At 51.2% G+C, this 16,094-nt stretch carries 14 protein-coding genes; 3 read left to right on the top strand and 11 right to left on the bottom strand.

Going from position 1 to position 16,094, the window contains the following annotated elements:
- Nucleotides 1–29 precede the first annotated feature (29 nt).
- From F4Y39_20495 to F4Y39_20485, 3 genes are read right to left on the bottom strand one after another with little or no spacing between them, the layout of a single operon-like run.
- Complete coding sequence (locus F4Y39_20495; protein MYC16112.1) at nt 30–848, bottom strand: Na(+)-translocating NADH-quinone reductase subunit C; 819 nt, start codon at nt 846–848, stop codon at nt 30–32.
- The gene (locus F4Y39_20490) at nt 817–2,016 is read right to left on the bottom strand and encodes an NADH:ubiquinone reductase (Na(+)-transporting) subunit B (GenBank protein ID MYC16111.1); all 1,200 of its coding nucleotides are present in this window, start codon (nt 2,014–2,016) and stop codon (nt 817–819) included. The genes F4Y39_20495 and F4Y39_20490 overlap by 32 nt, the downstream gene beginning before the upstream one ends.
- Nucleotides 2,016–3,362 carry a Na(+)-translocating NADH-quinone reductase subunit A gene (locus F4Y39_20485; protein ID MYC16110.1) on the bottom strand — a complete coding sequence of 449 codons (1,347 nt, stop codon included), beginning with the start codon at nt 3,360–3,362 and terminating at the stop codon, nt 2,016–2,018. The genes F4Y39_20490 and F4Y39_20485 overlap by 1 nt, the downstream gene beginning before the upstream one ends.
- Nucleotides 3,363–3,783: 421 nt before the next feature.
- Here F4Y39_20485 and F4Y39_20480 point away from each other — a divergent pair, with 421 nt between their 5' ends.
- Nucleotides 3,784–6,123 (top strand): GWxTD domain-containing protein, encoded by a 2,340-nt coding sequence (locus F4Y39_20480; protein MYC16109.1) that lies wholly within the window; start codon nt 3,784–3,786, stop codon nt 6,121–6,123.
- 56 nt (nt 6,124–6,179) lie between these two features.
- On the opposite strand, the gene F4Y39_20475 is transcribed toward F4Y39_20480, so the two are convergent.
- From F4Y39_20475 to F4Y39_20440, 8 genes are all read right to left on the bottom strand, one after another.
- Entirely contained in the window at nt 6,180–7,421 is a 1,242-nt protein-coding gene (locus tag F4Y39_20475) for an amidohydrolase/deacetylase family metallohydrolase (protein ID MYC16108.1), read from the bottom strand.
- Nucleotides 7,422–7,434: 13 nt separating this feature from the next.
- Nucleotides 7,435–8,130, bottom strand: a complete 696-nt coding sequence (locus F4Y39_20470) for a dienelactone hydrolase family protein (GenBank protein MYC16107.1) — start codon at nt 8,128–8,130, stop codon at nt 7,435–7,437.
- Between the two features lie 24 nt (nt 8,131–8,154).
- Nucleotides 8,155–9,069: a phytanoyl-CoA dioxygenase family protein gene (locus tag F4Y39_20465; protein MYC16106.1), complete on the bottom strand. Its 915-nt coding sequence runs from the start codon at nt 9,067–9,069 to the stop codon at nt 8,155–8,157.
- An 82-nt stretch (nt 9,070–9,151) separates the two neighbouring features.
- Nucleotides 9,152–10,096 (bottom strand): ROK family protein, encoded by a 945-nt coding sequence (locus tag F4Y39_20460; GenBank protein ID MYC16105.1) that lies wholly within the window; start codon nt 10,094–10,096, stop codon nt 9,152–9,154.
- On the bottom strand, nt 10,093–11,433 hold the full coding sequence (locus tag F4Y39_20455) for a multidrug effflux MFS transporter (GenBank protein MYC16104.1): 1,341 nt from the start codon (nt 11,431–11,433) through the stop codon (nt 10,093–10,095). The genes F4Y39_20460 and F4Y39_20455 overlap by 4 nt, the downstream gene beginning before the upstream one ends.
- The gene (locus tag F4Y39_20450; protein ID MYC16103.1) at nt 11,313–11,537 is read right to left on the bottom strand and encodes a YggT family protein; all 225 of its coding nucleotides are present in this window, start codon (nt 11,535–11,537) and stop codon (nt 11,313–11,315) included. The genes F4Y39_20455 and F4Y39_20450 overlap by 121 nt, the downstream gene beginning before the upstream one ends.
- Before the next feature lie 180 nt (nt 11,538–11,717).
- Nucleotides 11,718–11,912, bottom strand: a complete 195-nt coding sequence (locus tag F4Y39_20445; protein ID MYC16102.1) for a hypothetical protein — start codon at nt 11,910–11,912, stop codon at nt 11,718–11,720.
- Nucleotide 11,913: 1 nt separating this feature from the next.
- Entirely contained in the window at nt 11,914–12,429 is a 516-nt protein-coding gene (locus F4Y39_20440; GenBank protein ID MYC16101.1) for a hypothetical protein, read from the bottom strand.
- Between the two features lie 308 nt (nt 12,430–12,737).
- Here F4Y39_20440 and F4Y39_20435 point away from each other — a divergent pair, with 308 nt between their 5' ends.
- Nucleotides 12,738–13,736, top strand: coding sequence for an insulinase family protein (locus F4Y39_20435; protein MYC16100.1), 999 nt, complete (start codon nt 12,738–12,740; stop codon nt 13,734–13,736).
- A gap of 45 nt (nt 13,737–13,781) precedes the next feature.
- Nucleotides 13,782–15,461 (top strand): hypothetical protein, encoded by a 1,680-nt coding sequence (locus F4Y39_20430; protein ID MYC16099.1) that lies wholly within the window; start codon nt 13,782–13,784, stop codon nt 15,459–15,461.
- The last annotated feature ends 633 nt before the right edge of the window (nt 15,462–16,094 follow it).

Below are 16,094 nucleotides of genomic sequence, written 5' to 3'. Positions count from 1 at the left end.
CTGGCGCTTGTTCTTCCCGTTCGATTACTTCAGCCACGAACACCTCCTTGTTTTAGCGTATTTAAAAATCGACCGTATCCTTCGTTACCCAACCAGTATTTGAGCATATTGTCTAATCCCCGCGTGGTGATGGTCGCACCCGAGAGACCATCGACCTGATATTTTGCTTTTACACTTTTGGGATTTACCTGGCCTTTGATTACGGAGATGGCGACATTGCCCGCATCGTCAAATGCCTGTTTGCCCGGCCATAATCCCTTCCATCTGGCGTTATCCACCTCGCCACCCAATCCCGGGGTTTCGCCATGTTCGTAAAATGTGATGCCCTGAATGCTTTGCAGGTCATTGCCCAGAGATACAAAGCCGTAGAGCGTGGACCAGAGGCCATAGCCGTAGATGGGCAAGATAATGCGCTGCAATTTGTCGTTTTCCATCACTTTATAGACGAAGATGTATTTCGGACGGTTGCGAATATTTGCAATGTCTCTATCCGAATCAACAGAACGCCCAAATGTGGGGTCGACAGCCATTTTCTTTAAGTCATACGTATCTATGTCGATGCCATCGGGATATGCTTCGGTGTTCAAGATCTGCCCCGTGTCCAGTTCAATAAGTAGCGGTACGACTTTATTTTCGTAAACGGACTGGACATCGACTGAGGGATCGTATAATCCACCCGCAATCAGAATATTTTTTACTTTGTCGAGGCGTTTGTTTTCTTTTTGGATATCGTGTAAGGACACAGCAGTCAGGGAAACAAAAAGAGAACAGACGAGACAAAGGGCCACCGCAACAAAGATCGTTTTTTGGATGCTGTCATTCTGCACGGGCCAGTCTCCTTTGGATATTGCGGTCGATAAAGACGCGGTCGATGATGGGCGCGAATACGTTGGCGAATAATATGGCCAGCATGATGCCTTCGGGATAGGCCGGGTTGGTCACGCGGATCAATACTGTCATGACGCCTATTAAGATGCCATAGACCCATTTGCCCTGGCGCGTCATGGTTGCGCTGACTGGATCGGTTGCCATAAATACCGTGCCAAATGCAAAGCCGCCGATGACAAAATGCCAGGCTGGAGATACGTTGAGTAGCGGATTGGTGGTGCTGCCGATCCAGTTGAAGAATAGTGCAGATACAATCATGCCGATGGTTACACCGGCCATGATTTGCCACGAGCCAACGCGGGTTAATATCAAAACGCCTGCGCCCAATAAACAGCAAAGGGTTGAGGTTTCTCCCATGGATCCCGGAATAAGACCGATAAAGGACTCCCACCATGTGTAATCCAGCTGGATATGGGTATCGGCATAGGCCGCCAATGGCGTTGCCTGGCTATATCCATCGACGGCGATCCAGACTGCATCGCCCGAGATTTGCGCGGGATAGGCAAAATAGAGAAATGCGCGGCCCGTGAGCGCGGGGTTTAAGAAGTTCATTCCCACGCCGCCGAATATTTCTTTGCCTATTACGACGCCAAAGATGATGCCTATGGCAACTTGCCACAGGGGGATCAGGGGCGGCATTGTGAGGGGGAATAGCGTGCTGGTGACGAGAAATCCCTCGTTGATCTCGTGTTTGCGAATGACCGCAAATATGGCTTCACAGATGCCGCCTGCGGCTATGGTTACGAGTTGTACGGGTACAAAATAAATGGCGCCTATTGCAAAACAACTGATTATATCGGAGGGCAGGAAAGACAGGCCCAGTGCCTGGGCGAGCCAGACGTGCCAATCGCCAGTGCCGATTGCGCCGATATTTTGATAGGCCAGGCTCGCTTGCAAGCCCGTGTTGTACAGGGCGAATAAAATACAGGGTTGTAGCGAAAGGACGACTGTGATCATCATGCGCTTCAGGTCCATGCCGTCGCGCACATGTGCATCTGCCTGGGTGACTTCACCGGGGGTGTAAAGGAATGTATCCCCGGCTTCGTAAAACGGATACAGTTTTTCGAGTTTGCCGCCTTCTTCGAAGTGTTCGGCCTGTTTGTCCAATAAATCGCGTAGGGGCTTCACTATCCTTCCTTTTCAATTTCGGTGAGATTTTCGCGCAAAATAGGTCCAAAGTCCATTTTTGATGAACACGAGAATGTGCATAGTGATAGGTCTTCTTCCTCCAATTCCAGAATGCCGAGTTTTTCGGCGTCGTCGAGGTCGCGGGTCACGAGTGCCCGAATCAAAAAGTTGGGCAAGATGTCCAGCGGCATGACGTCGTCGTAATTGCCATGCGGCACGAGTGCACGATGGCTGCCATTGGTGGAGGTGTTTAATTTGAGGCGTTGGCCAAAGAACATTTTGGACAGTGCCAGGTTCTTGATGGTGAAAAATTCGAATCCCGGCGTGATCCAGCCCAAAAAGGCGCGTTTGTTGCCTTCTTCCAGTGCGGTAATTTGCTGGTGATACCGCCCCAAAAAGGCGCGGGTTTCATCTGCTTTGCGCCCGGAGAGAACAGAGCCGCTGATGATTCGGTTTTCGACGTTTTCGAGTTCGCCTTCTATCAGGTCCATTATTGAAGCTCCCAGACGGGTGCGGATCAATTTGGGGTGTTTCACGGTGGGTCCGCTCAGAGCGACTATGCGTTCGGTCATAATCCGCCCGGTTGTGAACAGATGCCCCCATGCTATGACATCCTGAAGGCCGATGTGCCAGACTGTTTTGTTGCGGTGAACGGGGTCTAAGAAGTGGATGTGTGTACCGACCAATCCGGCGGGGTGGGGACCGGTAAATTCTTCGACCTGGATGCGGTCGTCATCGATTTCGGGCAGGTCCAACTCCGGGTCTCTGCAGAGAAAGATCGTCCCTTCCACGAGTTTTGAGACGATTTTGAGGCCCAATGCGAAATTGTTTTCTTGCCCGGCCAATACACGCGCCATGTCCGGGGATAGGGGATTGGTGTCCATTGCATTGACAAAAATGGATCGGGGTTCTGTGCTCGGGTCGGCTACTTTGCCAAATGGCCGCGCTCTCAGGGCGGTCCACTGTCCGGATGAGATGAGTTGTTCTTTGACTGTTTCCCGGTCCAGGTTGTCGATTTCGTCTGCTCGATGGGATTCAAAGGTAACTTCATCGTTGCCTTCCAGGCGAATGACCGTTGATAAGAAGGCGCGTTTTATTCCCCGGTTTATGGAGATTACTTCGCCTGCACCGGGTGAGGTGTAGAGAACACCTTCCATTTTTTTGTCGGTGAACAATACATCGCCGAGTTTGACGCGGTCTCCCACTTGAGCCACGATTGTGGGACGCATGCCCACATAATCTTCACCTGAGAGTGCTACGGTCTGGACTGGCTTGCCATTTTGTATTGTGGATTGATCGGGTACGCCGCTAATGGGAAGGTCGAGTCCTTGTTTAATTTTTGTCAATGCCATGAGGTCCTCAATTTTTTCCAATAAAAAAAGCAACCACAACTGTCAAATAGCCTTAATAAACAAGGGGGAGGACAGACAGTGCAGTTGCTATTTTGCAGGTGCTATGAGCACCTGCATGCATTGGAAACAAATCCATCGTAATCCAGATAAAGAACAGATGTGTTGTTCAAAAATGCAATAGTTTTCTTGTTTGCGAATAAATTTATTATAAGCGTTTTTAATTGTCAAGCAAAAGGCGTTGTGTCAGGGGAAATAAATTGTGTGAGGGTTTTCATGGTACAGGAAGGGAACCCGTATGTTCCCCAATTCGTTATAAAGTTCAATAGAAGATTTGCACTTGTGCAAATGGGGCGAATAGGGTATTTATGAGAGCGGTGGGAAGATTCTCGAAAACTTTTACAGACATGGCTTTGACATGAGATATTTGATACTGAATTTGTGGATTATTTTGTTTCTGCCATCCGCGGGATGGGCAACTTCAGATGTGGTGGATTCGCTGTCTGTTTTGGAAGAGGCTGTGAAAGTTGCGCCAAAAGATGGCGATGCATGGGTTGTGTTGGGCAATTTGTATCTCAATGCGGGGGAGATTGAGAAGGCTGATAATGCATTTCGCAAAGGGATTCGGTATGCCGGGACGGCAGAAGCTTATGTGGGGTTGGGGCGGGCGTATATGGCGCGGGGACGGACGCGGGCGCGACAGGGGTTGCCGTATTTTCGGATGGCGCGGGCAAAGGATCCGAAGTCGATAGATGCCGAGTTGTATCTGGCGCGGGCAAAGGTGATGCTGCGCGATCTGGATGCTGAGGATGCGTTTCGCCGAGTGATTGCAATAGCACCGGATTACGCGCCGGTGTATCTGGAATTGGCGGATTGGTATGTGAATAACAATTATGAAATGTATTACGGCGAGATTCGCCTGCTGTACGAAAAGTATCTGAGGCTGAGGCCCGGTGATGTCGAGGCGCTTTACGGATTGGCGGTGTCTTATACGGAGGAGCACGAGTATCGGAATGTAGTCGAGATTGGCGAGACGGCGTTGGCGAAGAATCCGGGTGAAGCGCGATTGTTGGCGCTGCTTGCACAAGCTTATGCAGGTCTGGGTGATCCGGATCGGGCGTTGGCGTTGTTCGCGCAGTATTTCGATGTGATTCCGGCAGAAGAACGGGTGCTTTACAAAGATTTGCAGTTGGTGGCAAGGCCGGAGGAGTTGCAAGAATATGAATTGCTGCCAGAAGATGAGCGCGCCGCGTTTTTGACGACGTTTTGGCGCAAGCGCGATTTGACCCTGATATCGGGTGGTCTTGCGCGAGAGGCAGAGCACTATCGCCGGGTGTGGTTCGCGCGGACGCATTTTGCAAAAGCCGTGCAGCCATGGGACAGGCGCGGCGAGGTGTATATTCGGTATGGGGAGCCGGATTATCGGTCGCGTTCACACGCGCCCAATGCGGTGCCGAGTGCCGAGGCTGAGGCGGTGAAGGAGCGATTGGCTCTGGATATTGAGGGTGATTTTGTGGTGTCGGGTGAAATGACTGCGGAGTCGTTTTTTGGCGGTGTGGAGGATGAACAGCCAGTTGGGGATTACGAGGGTGTTAATCTAATTGAACCGGTTTATCCCGTGACTTTTAACGAGCGGTCGATGCCGTGGGAGTCGTGGATTTACACGCAGGTTGGTGGTGGTGTGGAGTTTGTGTTTGTGGATGAGTTGCTCAATGGCAAGTGGCAGTTTCCCCCGCTGCCAGATGGTACGCGCATGTCGGGCGAGCGGTTGTCCGCGCTTTTGCGAATCCATCCGGGCGCGGTGTTGAACGATGTGGTGGCTTCCACACCGGAGTATTTTGATTTGCCGCCGGGGATTGAACCGCTGGCGTTTTATTACGATGTGGCGCGTTTTAGAGGAGAAGAGGGCAAGACCGGGGTCGAGGTGTATTACGGGGTGCCGACGCTGGAGGTGGGTATTGAAAATGAGAACGGGCATGTGCGCCGTTCGGTGGTGATTTCAGACGATGAGGGTGAGGAGGTGTTTCGGACGCGGGATGATTTGTATTTTGGGGGTATTGATTCCAGGCGGTTGAAGAGAGGGACATTTGTGCCCGATGTGGCTTATCTGGAAGTGCCACCTGGTACCTATCGCATGGCGGTGCATTTGGCCGATGTAAATTCGGGTAAGTGGGGGGTTTATGTGCAGGATCTGGAAGCGCCGGTATTTTCCGATTCACTGGCGATGAGCGATCTGGAGTTGGCGTGGTCTATTGGTGATGAGGAGAGGTTTCACGACAAGTACCTCAAGGGCGATGTGTGGGTGATGCCTATGCCGTCGCGCAGTTTTGTGAATGATCGCAGTGTGTTCGTTTATTACGAGGTCTATAATTTGCAACGCGATGAATTTGGGCAGACGCGATACAAGGTGTCCTATACGATCCAGCAGGATGTGCGGTCGGGGTCTTCGATTTTTGGGCTGTTAAGTGGGGGATTCAAAAGATTGATGGCGAGGGGTAGAAAGCCACAGGTGGCGGTGAGTTATGAGCATGTGGGGCGAGATGTATGGGAGCCGATCCATCTGGAGCTGGATTCAAAGAAGATGATCCTGGGCCTCAATCAGGTTGAGGTTGAAGTGACGGATTTGTCGAGTGGTCAATCTGTGAAGCGCGAGGCTATTTTTAGATTGGAATCACCGCCAGTGGCCGAGAGACAAAGGCGAATTCAGGGCGATGATGTGCGACAGGGCAGGCGCGGGAGACGGGGTGGTGAACGATGAGAGGTGAAGTTTTAGAGAAAAGCGAGAGGCGGTCACGGCTGTGTGATCGCCTTTTTTTATGCGCCGGGTGGTGTCCATCCCAGATCGCCGAACCGTCGGGAGGTCAGGGCGCGAATTTCACGGGCGCGTGCGAGGGTTTCATCGCGTTCTTCCCGAAGGGATTCGGGACGATAGACTTTGCCAGCCCGGATGGTGAGTACGGGATGGATGTTTTTGCGGCCGATTTCCAAATTGTCTCTGACGTCGTGAAATCGGAATTCGCCTTCGCGGATTTCAAAGGCCGATAGGTCTGCGACGGTGCCGATTTTGAGGGTGCCCAGATGCTCGCTTCTGCCAATGGCGGCTGCAGCTGCGGTGGTGGTTTGGCGGATGATGTCGGGGAGTTCGATACCCAGATTGAGCAGTTTAGAGGCAGTTTCTGGGAGACTATAGACGGGATCGTTGATTGAACCGGAGTGGATATCGGTGCTGATGACGTCGGGGAGAAAGTCCTGGGCGAGGGCTTTTTTGGCGGTTTCAAAAAGGAAACTGCCGCCGCCGTGGCCGACGTCGAAGAGAATTCCCTGCTTGCGGGCATGGTGGACTTCGGGGCGGATGATGTGCTGGCGGTTTAAAATGGTGTCGCCAATGGTGGCGTCTCCGTCTCCGCGATAGCAGTGGGTGACGATGTCGCCCGGGCGCAGTTCGGCCAGGATGTCGGAGAGGGCGACGCCTGCACCCATGTGGACCATGACGGGTGTGTGGGCCATGTCAGCGGCCCTAACGGCCAACTGTAAGGGAACGATACCGTTTTCTCCGGTGATGGTTTTGCTGATGCGTACTTTGACGCCTACGCAGGTTTCGGGATAGGTGTGGACGACGTAGGCGGTGCGTTCGGGGTCGGCATATTTGATGTCGGTCATTTCTCCAATGGGGCCGTAGGTAAGGCCGATGCCGCTGATGTGGATAAAGGTGAGAATCTGGGTGCGGGCAGGGGTGGCGATGAAGTCGCGGAAGGCGAGAAAATTGGCCCAGCCGGGACTACCGGCGTCAACGATGGTGGTGACGCCGGTGGCGAGACAGAGGGCATCGGCTTGAATGCCCCAGGTGGTTGCACCGGCAAAGACGTGGGCATGGATATCGATCCAGCCGGGGGTGAGGATTTTGCCAGTAAGGTCCAGGGTTTCTCTGGCGGGATCGGTGATGGATTCGGAGAGAGCGGCAATGGTGGCGTTTTGGATGGCGACATCGCGGATGGCGTTGAGGTTTTGGGAGGGATCAATGACGGTGGCGTTTTTTAAGAGGAGGTCGTAGGACATGAGGGTATTCCTCTTACTTCAGGTGCCGGTCGAAAAATTCAATGGTTCTGGGCCAGGATGTGCGGTCGCCTGCTTCGTTGTAGCGAGAGCCAGTGGCGTCCATGAAGGCGTGGCCAGCGTTGGGATAAGCGAAGAATTCGTGTTCTTTGTTGTGGCGGGTGAGTTCGGCGTCGAGGGTTTTCATGTCTTCGGGGGATGGGTTCTGGTCTGCTTCGCCAAAATGGAACAGGATCGGGCAGGCAATGTCGGCGGTTCGCTCGAAAGGAGATGGGATGTTTTCGCCCAGGGCGGTCATCGTGTTGCCACCGTAATAGGCAACAGCGGCTTTGAAGCCGGGGATGGCGGCGGCCATAAGATAGGCTACGCGGCCGCCCATGCAAAAGCCAGTGATGCCGAGGGCGTTGTTATCGACCCCGGGGTGGTCGTTCAGGAAAGCAACGGTGGCTTTGATGTCGGCGATCATTTCCAGGTCTTTGAGGGTGCCTGGACTTCGCGTGTCATTGATGCCCAGGCGGTGGTAGAGGTCGGGTGCTGTGGCGACATAGCCAGCCTCTGAGAGGCGGTCACACATGGCGTGAATGAAGGCATCTGTGCCACCGGCATGCATGCCGACGACGACACCGGGAAAGGGACCATCGCCATCGGGGAGGGAGAGATAGAGGCCCATGTTTTGGTCGTTAACGGGGATGGTTTCTGTGAAGGCTGGCATTGAGAGTCTCCTTTTTTGTTGTGTTTATCCCCTGCGGTCGCTCCAGATATTATCGGGGTCAATGGGTTCTTCTGTTTGGACAATGCCCTGATCGTCAATGCCCAGGACGGGCAGTTCTTCGTGGTAGTTGGCATAAGGTCCCCACATGACTGCGAGTTGCTCAGGTGTCATGCCGTCGGTGATTGACTGATCCCAATAATTCTCGGGGGGTGCCACTTCTTCTGCGGTTCCCTGCCGGGCAGAAGTTCTGCTGGTGTATTTGTAGAGTATGGATCGGCGCTGGTGTTCTGCTTGCCAGGGCAAGGTGCCGTGCGTTTGCGCGCCGTCCATGAAAAAGAGGACATCTCCCGCTTTCATAGCGGGTTGAACGAGTACGTCCATGTCACTCTTGAAGTATTTGAGGTCTTCGGGTATGATGTATTTGGATTTGTGCGATCCCGGTACAGCGACAAATCCGCCATCGCCTTTGCCGACGTCTGATAGTTGATAGGAGACCGTGACGCCGCCGCAGTGCATTTCGCCATTTTGATTGCGATAGGCCACATAGGGTTTGTGGCGGTCGCCCGATCCGTGCAGCCGGAGACCATCTACGCCTTTGACGTGACCGATTAACTCGGGGCCGTGGTCGAGACGGAAGCCGCGACCACACATTTTGTTGAGGCGAGATACGATCTGGGGATGGACGAGCATTTTTCTGAAGGGATCGGAATACGGCGAAGGCATTTCCAGGAAATAGGGATGCTTGTTGCTGGTTCTGACGACTGTGGTTGCCCGAACATCCGGTCTTCCGGGCAGGTTGTCAGAGTCCTGGATTTTTAAAATTTCCCGGGTGTAATAATCGATGGCTTCATTTGCTTCTGCGATTTCATCGGGGCTGAGTACTTGAGGTACGACGAGATGCCCGGTGAGGTCCCAGAAATATCTTTCTTTTGCGTCCATTGCGGGTTCCTCGCGTTTTTATTTCGGAAGTAGAGTCCGTAATGAACTTCAAAAATGTTTAAATTTCAAGTTAAAAAAGCGGTCAGTGTTGTATCCGTTGTTTTGCCAGCGCGACTGCGCCGAGAAGTACAGAGCGGTTTTTGAGTTTGGCAGGGGTGATTCTGAGGCTTGGACGGTGAACCGGCATGAGGAATCGAAGGGTTTCTCTTCGCAGCGGTTCAAATAGGATGCGTCCTGCGTTTGAGACGCCGCCTCCGATGACGATGACGTCGGGGGCGAATGCGTTTACGGCCATTGCCAGACCCTGTCCGAGGTCGGTGCAGATTTCATCGACGAGTGCTCTGGCATAAGGGTCTCCAGAACGCGCGGTGTCGAATAGGGTTTTGGCTGTGATGGGGTTGTTGTTTGCGGTTCGCGCGATTGCGATGCCTTTGCGTGGATGTTTTTGCACCGCTTCTGTTGCGCGCTTGCCGATGGCAGTGCCAGAGCACAGGGCTTCGAGGCAGCCGCGATTGCCGCAGTCGCATTGGGGCCCGTCGCGCAAAATAGGGACATGTCCGAGTTCGCCGGCATATCCGTTGCCACCGCGGTAGATTTCGCCGTTGATGATGATACCCCCACCAATGCCGGTGCTGACTGTGTAGTAGATGATGTGGCGACTGTTTTTGCCCGCGCCAAAAGTAAATTCTCCCAGTGCGCCCACGTTGGCATCGTTGTCGATTATTGCGGGTAAGCCGAGGTGTTGTTCGACAATTTCCGGCAGTGGGCAATCGTCCCATCCGACGACGTGGGTGGAGTTGACGATGCGCTGTGTGTCGAAGTTGACGGGGCCACCAAATCCAATGCCGCAGGCCAATACTGATGATTGTGCGATCAGTGTTTTGCTTGCTGCGAGTATGCGGTCAATTCTTTTGTCGGCGTGGTCTGCGCGATCTGTTTGGTGCTGGATGTGTTTGATGACGCGGCCGTCGGGCGTGGCGAGAGCCAGGCCAAATTGCGTGCCGCCGATGTCAATGGCGAGGATCATGATGTGGCTCCAGATGGCAATAGCGTACGGCGCACGAGCAGGGCAATGACGCCTGAGATGGCAATGGCTGTGACCATGGAGATGGATGAGGCGCTGTAAAACTGACTGAAGAGGGTGACAAATAATCCCGCTGTGCTCATTTGTATAAATCCCATGAGGGCGGAGGCAAGTCCGGCTTTTTCCGGATAGGGCACGATTGCGCCAGCCATTGCTTGGGGGCGCACCATACCGCCGCCTATTGTGAATAAACACATTGGGGCGATGATGGTGATGACCGAAAATACGCCCGCGAGTTTGAGTCCCAGCAGGAGCAGGCCCGCGCCTGCTGCGATCAGGCTGCCAATTTGAATGATGCGTGCGCTGCCGAGGCGATTGTTGAGGCGGCCAGATAAAAATGCGCCGATCATGAGTCCCACGGCGACGGATCCAAAACAGAAGCCGTAGAGTTGGGGCGAGACGCCCAGTTCGGTGATGAGTACGAAAGATGAGTTCGTGATAAAGGCAAACATGCCCCAGAATAGAATGGCGACCATAAAGGTATATCCGAGGTACTGGCGGCTGCTCAGGAGGTCGCGGTAATTGGCTATCATGCGCGTTGGATTCAGGGCTGTGGGGTCTATCATGTTATTGGTTTCGGGTACTGCCCATAGGTAGCCGAAGAAGAACATGGCGCCCAGCGCACTGAGTACGACAAAGACGGCGTGCCATCCAAAATAGGTTTGTAAGAATCCACCTATTATGGGGGCGAGTATGGGGGCGAGAGCAATGGCTGTGGCCATGTAGGACATTATTCTGGCGGCGTGGATTTCGCCGTATATGTCGCGTACTACAGCGCGGCTTACAGAAGGGCCACTGCCCCCTGCAAATCCCTGTAATACGCGAGCCAAAATGAGTGCGCCCACTGTGGGGGCAAATAGGCAGCCCAGGCCCGCGAGGGCGTAACAGGCCAGGCCGATGAGCAAGATGGAGCGGCGACCATATCGGTCAGAGAGGGGACCAAAGACGAGTTGCGCCGCGCCCAGTGCCATGAGGAATAGGGTGACGGCGGGCTGGATGTGGGTGGGTTGGGTTTGAAATTCCCGTACCATTGCCGGCATGGAGGGCAAAAACATGTCAATGGACAGAGGGGGCAGACCAGACAGGCCAGTTAGCAAGATGGGAATGAGGATGCGAGAGGTGGGAGATCGTTGTTCTGCGCTCAAATCATGCCCTTCCGCTAAATCAGGGATATGATGAACCAGATGATGACGATGGCGACAAAGGGCGATATGTCCAGGCCACCGAGATCGGGCAACACGCGGCGAATGGGTACGAGCACTGGATCTGTGATGGCGCATATTATTCTGATGAGTGGGTTGTATGGATTGGGATTTATCCACGAGATGAGTGCTCGCGCAATGATGATGTAGCCGTAAATTTTGAGCAGGGTTACTAAGAACATAAGAGGACCTTTCGTAATGAGGTTTAAAGGGAGATTGGATAAATTATCAGTTTGCGCGAGAAAAGCAACGGAAAAGCCAGGACTGATTGGCGCGCCTCGAGTACGCGCAAACAGCCTTGAGTATTTGATCACTCAAGGCCGTTTTTTGTCAAAAATTAACACACCGTATTCAAGATAAACTTAAGAAGACTTCTCTGACGAAGATTTCTCTGGCCGACTTGGCGACAAGTCTGCTCCACCATCTTTTTTAGGAGGCTTAGCGCCTTTGGGCATGGGAATATCTACTTTGATAGTAGGTATATTCCTATCTTCCTGGAACTGTTGTCTATTCCTTGATGGTACTGCTTTTCTCATGGAATTCTTTTTTTTAGCCATTTTAACTCTCTCCTGTTGTGGAAGCCCTAATATAGGTCTCAAAATAGGCTCTTGTTCGTTCCGCGGCTTCGAGTTCGTACTTTGATTTTATCGGTAGAGCTTGATCTTTGAAGTGTTTGTGGGATGCCTCCAGTTTTTGCTGCTTTAGTTCGGTGACGAGGCTGAAAATATCCTCGTCGGTAAGTTTGCCTTCAAATACTGAAAACCATTGGCTTTCTGCACCCAAAGCCAGCTTTTCCACTTCTGTATTAAGGCTTCCGATCTGCTTAGCACGTTTCTGAAATGGCAAAAATCTCTTGATGGCATTGATCACTTGTGAGGCGGCAATTAGGGCTCCCCAAATTATGCCATATTCATTCCAAACAACCCATCCACCAATGCTCGAACTGGAGGTGATAGCCAAAAATATCTGTATCCGATTATCCCATTTTTCTAAGTGTATCTGATAGGCTTGTAAATAATAAACATTAGCCCTAAGTTGTACTAAGGTATCCCAGTATAGGCTTTGATAGTTCAAGTTAAATTTTCCCTTCCCGTCCCCACTATTCGTCGGTTCGCAACACGCGCAGAAAGTATGACGTGTGTGAAATTCTTTTCAAAAAATATAGAACTATTTCACTCTCTGTCAAGCGGTAGTATTGAAAGCAATGACATGCAGAAAGCAAAAAGCCGCAATCCCCGTGATGCGCATGTCTTTTTTTACTGCCAGAGGCTTTTTGGGCGTTGCACACGTTGGAAAATTTTGGTATTAATAAGCGATTGTCATCGCGGCATGCTTAAAGCCGCGATCCAGGAGGTTTTTAGCTGACTACCGAGGGTTTTGTAATGCGTTCCGTATATTTTCCTCTTTTGCTCTGCCTTTTGCCGATGCACGCGCTGGCAAGTTCGCCGCCCTATCAAAAGGTCGCCGATGTTTCGCTTGCTGGCTCCCTTTCTCTCCAGCACTATCGCCTCGCCAATGGTCTTCAGGTTGCGATTGTGGAAGACGATACCCGACCCGTCGTGACGTGCCAAATTGCCTATCGCGTGGGGTCTTCTCACGAAGCACCCGGCAGGCAGGGCATGGCGCATCTGGTCGAGCACCTCGCGCTGGATCGCTCATTCTTAGAATCGCTCTATCTTTTGGGTGCGCCACACGCCAATGCCAGTACGTCTAAAGATGGTACAAAATACTACGCGACTGTTCCCAAAGCGCAGCTGGATACACTGATTGCCTATTTTGCACGGGGTATGACACGGTTTGATGTTTCGCAGGAAGCATTCGATCTCGAAAAAGAGGTCGTTCTGGCTGAATGGGCGAGAAGTGCAAGTCTTGCGCGTCGGCTTTTATATAAAAAGCTATATGCCCGCATGTTTGCGGGGCATCCCTATCAGTACGATATTCTGGGCCATCGAGATACGATTAAAACTTTTACTCTGGAGGAAGCGACCGCATTTCACAAGCGTTATTACGTACCGAATAATGCGTGTCTTGTAATTGTAGGCGATGTAAAAGGGGCTGATATTTTGCCCGTTGTAGTCCAACATTTTGGGGAGATTCCAAAGGACGAGGGGTTTATTCCAGACGATGTTGACACGCTGGATGTCGCATCTGTCCCCCAGGATTCCCTGCAATCTACAACTGATCTGCATTCTTCTGTTTGGGGTGTCTGGCATATTCCAACAGATACGCATCCAGACACCTATCCTTTTTATTTGTTTGACCTATCTCTTTTTGAGGGTGAATATTCTCTTGCGCGGCAAAGACTAATTGGTTCGGGAAAAGTGCTTGGAGTGAATTCCTATTTTCTCAATATGCGCGATAAAAGTATATATTATTTTTAAGCCGATTTACCCTCGGATACGCGTTATGAACCCGTAGTTTCAGCTATGCAACAAATTATTCAAACGGCTGTTGATTCTTTTTCAGCAGAAAATCTTTTGGTAGCGAGAAATGAAGCGCGGAAAGTTTTATATCGCATGATAACCAGTCATACGCGTCTGGCAAATGCGATCTCTTTTGGATTTATTTGTTTCAATGACCCTGCTTTTGATCTCAAGTGGATGCAGAATCTCGATGGCGTTACGGTGGCCGATGTCAAGCGGGTGGCAAAGCAATATCTTTTGGACCAGCCGCCCCATACCTTTGTCCTGGTCTCTTTTGAGGAGTCAGCATCATCATGGAACGTGTGGCTCTATGTGGGTATTGTATGGGTGCTCGCAGGTGTGGGGGGATACTGGTACTGGCGACGGCGAGTACTTGCGGTTGGATTATTGGCAGTCCTTTGTAGTGTTTCAGCAGCAGATGCGGAAATTCCCAATCACAAAATATATTACGTGCAGGATGCGCGCGTGCCGCAAACGCGGCTTTCAATGAGGTATTATACAGGGGGGAATCTGCAGGAGACAATGGATACGCGCGGTTTGTCTTTTGCTTTTCTTCGTCTAATTAATCTGGCGTTATACAGGGAAGACAAAAAAGAGATGGATCGGCTTGGGGCAGAGTTATGGTTCAATATTTCTAACTTATATACCACCGTTAACCTGACTGTGTTTAGTGAAAATTTGGATGCGGCTTTGAGACATCTGAAAGCGATGATGGAAGATCTCAGATTCTCTGAAGAACTGCTGAACAGAGAACGGGCACGGATCATAGACAAATTTGAGGATTATATCGATGACCGTGATGTGACAGAGACTTTGCGCCATCACCTGTACAAATACGATGAAGACCGGCGAGTAGGCACGCGCACAGCACTTGAAAATTTGACTGTGCAAGACTTGCAACAATTTTGGGATCAAACCTTGCGCGCACAAGTCCTCTTTTTTAGAGTGACTTCCGATCTGAGTAAGTCGGAAATTGAACGGAGTTTGCGCGTGATGACGGATAACCGACCTCGGGATGGTTTTTCGCCACATCCTCGACCAAAACGCAAAGAAATTACGGGCATGCATGTTTTAATTTCTCAAAGTAGTCATCTAACTGATCTTTGCAATTGGATAACCAATGGCTTGCCCCGCACGCACGAGGATTGGTTTGCACAAGCGGTTCTGGTCAATGCGCTAAACCGGCTCTTGTTTATTCGGCTTCGAGACCAGAAAGGCTGGTGTTATTCGATTGGCGTGAGTATTCCGGAATGGACATCACCGCCAATACTGCATTTTTGGGCTGATCCTCGCGATGTTTATACTCCTGAGCTTGTTCCCGAGATGTTTCGGTTGATGCACCATTGTTTGTCTGAGCCAGATTTTTGGGCGCAGGTGGAGAAAGGACGCGAAAGGCTCAAGCGGGCGTATCATTTGCAACTCGGTCCACAGACCAGGCTCAGCCAGCAAGTGCGCTATGACCGCGATGGGGTGCCCGCTCTTTCGCTGGAGGAATACGAATCGGCTATTGATGGGGTGACAGAGGAGGATATTCGCCGCGTTTTCAGGCGACTGTTGAACTATCAGGTCAAAAATTTTTTGATGCTTTTTTACGGGGATGTTGATCGCATTAAAGACGCGTTGAGGCGGGGGGATATCATGGGCAGGACAACGGTTTTTGATATTCAGACTCTGCTTGAATAAACGACCATTCGCAGAGCGAATGGCTTTAGTGTTCGGTTACGAACACTAAAGGAGGCGAAGTATCGTCGTTTTTCGTGAGCGGTAAAACCTTTACCGCGAACAATAATTAATTTCTTCTATACTCTTGACGTTGTTTTTGTAGTTGGGTATGTTTTATGTACAGCGGGTTGCCTCAGCATTTCTGTTTATTTCCTCCCTCCCGATAAATAGAATGCTGTTGGCAGCCCGCTTTTTTTATTGACAGGGTTATTTTTGGAATTTATTTTGCTTTTGTAGCAGAGTTACAAACCTTTGAGGGTGTCGGGAGGGAGCCCTCAAAGGCTTTTTTTGTTTATAAATAAAAAAGAGGCGCTGGTTGGGAGGGTATAACCAACGCCTCAAGGGATGTTGCATGGTACCGGATTAGACGCATTTGTACAGAAAAGAGTTCCAAGAAAGAGTAACGGCGTTGACTCAGCCGGGGTATAGGAGTCAACGCCGATATTTTTGCGACACGCTTTGTCGCATATTCTTTTACTTTTAAGGGCTGGAAAGGTTCCCGAATGGTGTGATTTTTTGTTGGCTCAAACAAGTTTTAACTTTTTGTTTTATAGTATATATTGTTGAATCTCTACAAAGATGTGACCATGGAGA

The organism is Gemmatimonadota bacterium, from assembly GCA_009838845.1.
Taxonomy (GTDB): domain Bacteria; phylum Latescibacterota; class UBA2968; order UBA2968; family UBA2968; genus VXRD01.
The sequence above is the reverse complement of the archived record's forward strand: the minus strand, read 5'-3'. Positions and strand labels throughout refer to the sequence as shown.

Coding starts and splice junctions, on each gene's coding strand:
- F4Y39_20465 (MYC16106.1), bottom strand. CDS start 9,069: ATGGACGCAAAAGAAAGATATTTCTGGGACCTCACCGGGCATCTCGTC.
- F4Y39_20435 (MYC16100.1), top strand. CDS start 12,738: ATGCGTTCCGTATATTTTCCTCTTTTGCTCTGCCTTTTGCCGATGCAC.
- F4Y39_20450 (MYC16103.1), bottom strand. CDS start 11,537: ATGTTCTTAGTAACCCTGCTCAAAATTTACGGCTACATCATCATTGCG.
- F4Y39_20475 (MYC16108.1), bottom strand. CDS start 7,421: ATGTCCTACGACCTCCTCTTAAAAAACGCCACCGTCATTGATCCCTCC.
- F4Y39_20445 (MYC16102.1), bottom strand. CDS start 11,912: ATGGCTAAAAAAAAGAATTCCATGAGAAAAGCAGTACCATCAAGGAAT.
- F4Y39_20455 (MYC16104.1), bottom strand. CDS start 11,433: ATGCGCCATCACAGATCCAGTGCTCGTACCCATTCGCCGCGTGTTGCC.
- F4Y39_20480 (MYC16109.1), top strand. CDS start 3,784: ATGAGATATTTGATACTGAATTTGTGGATTATTTTGTTTCTGCCATCC.
- F4Y39_20460 (MYC16105.1), bottom strand. CDS start 10,096: ATGATCCTCGCCATTGACATCGGCGGCACGCAATTTGGCCTGGCTCTC.
- F4Y39_20470 (MYC16107.1), bottom strand. CDS start 8,130: ATGCCAGCCTTCACAGAAACCATCCCCGTTAACGACCAAAACATGGGC.
- F4Y39_20430 (MYC16099.1), top strand. CDS start 13,782: ATGCAACAAATTATTCAAACGGCTGTTGATTCTTTTTCAGCAGAAAAT.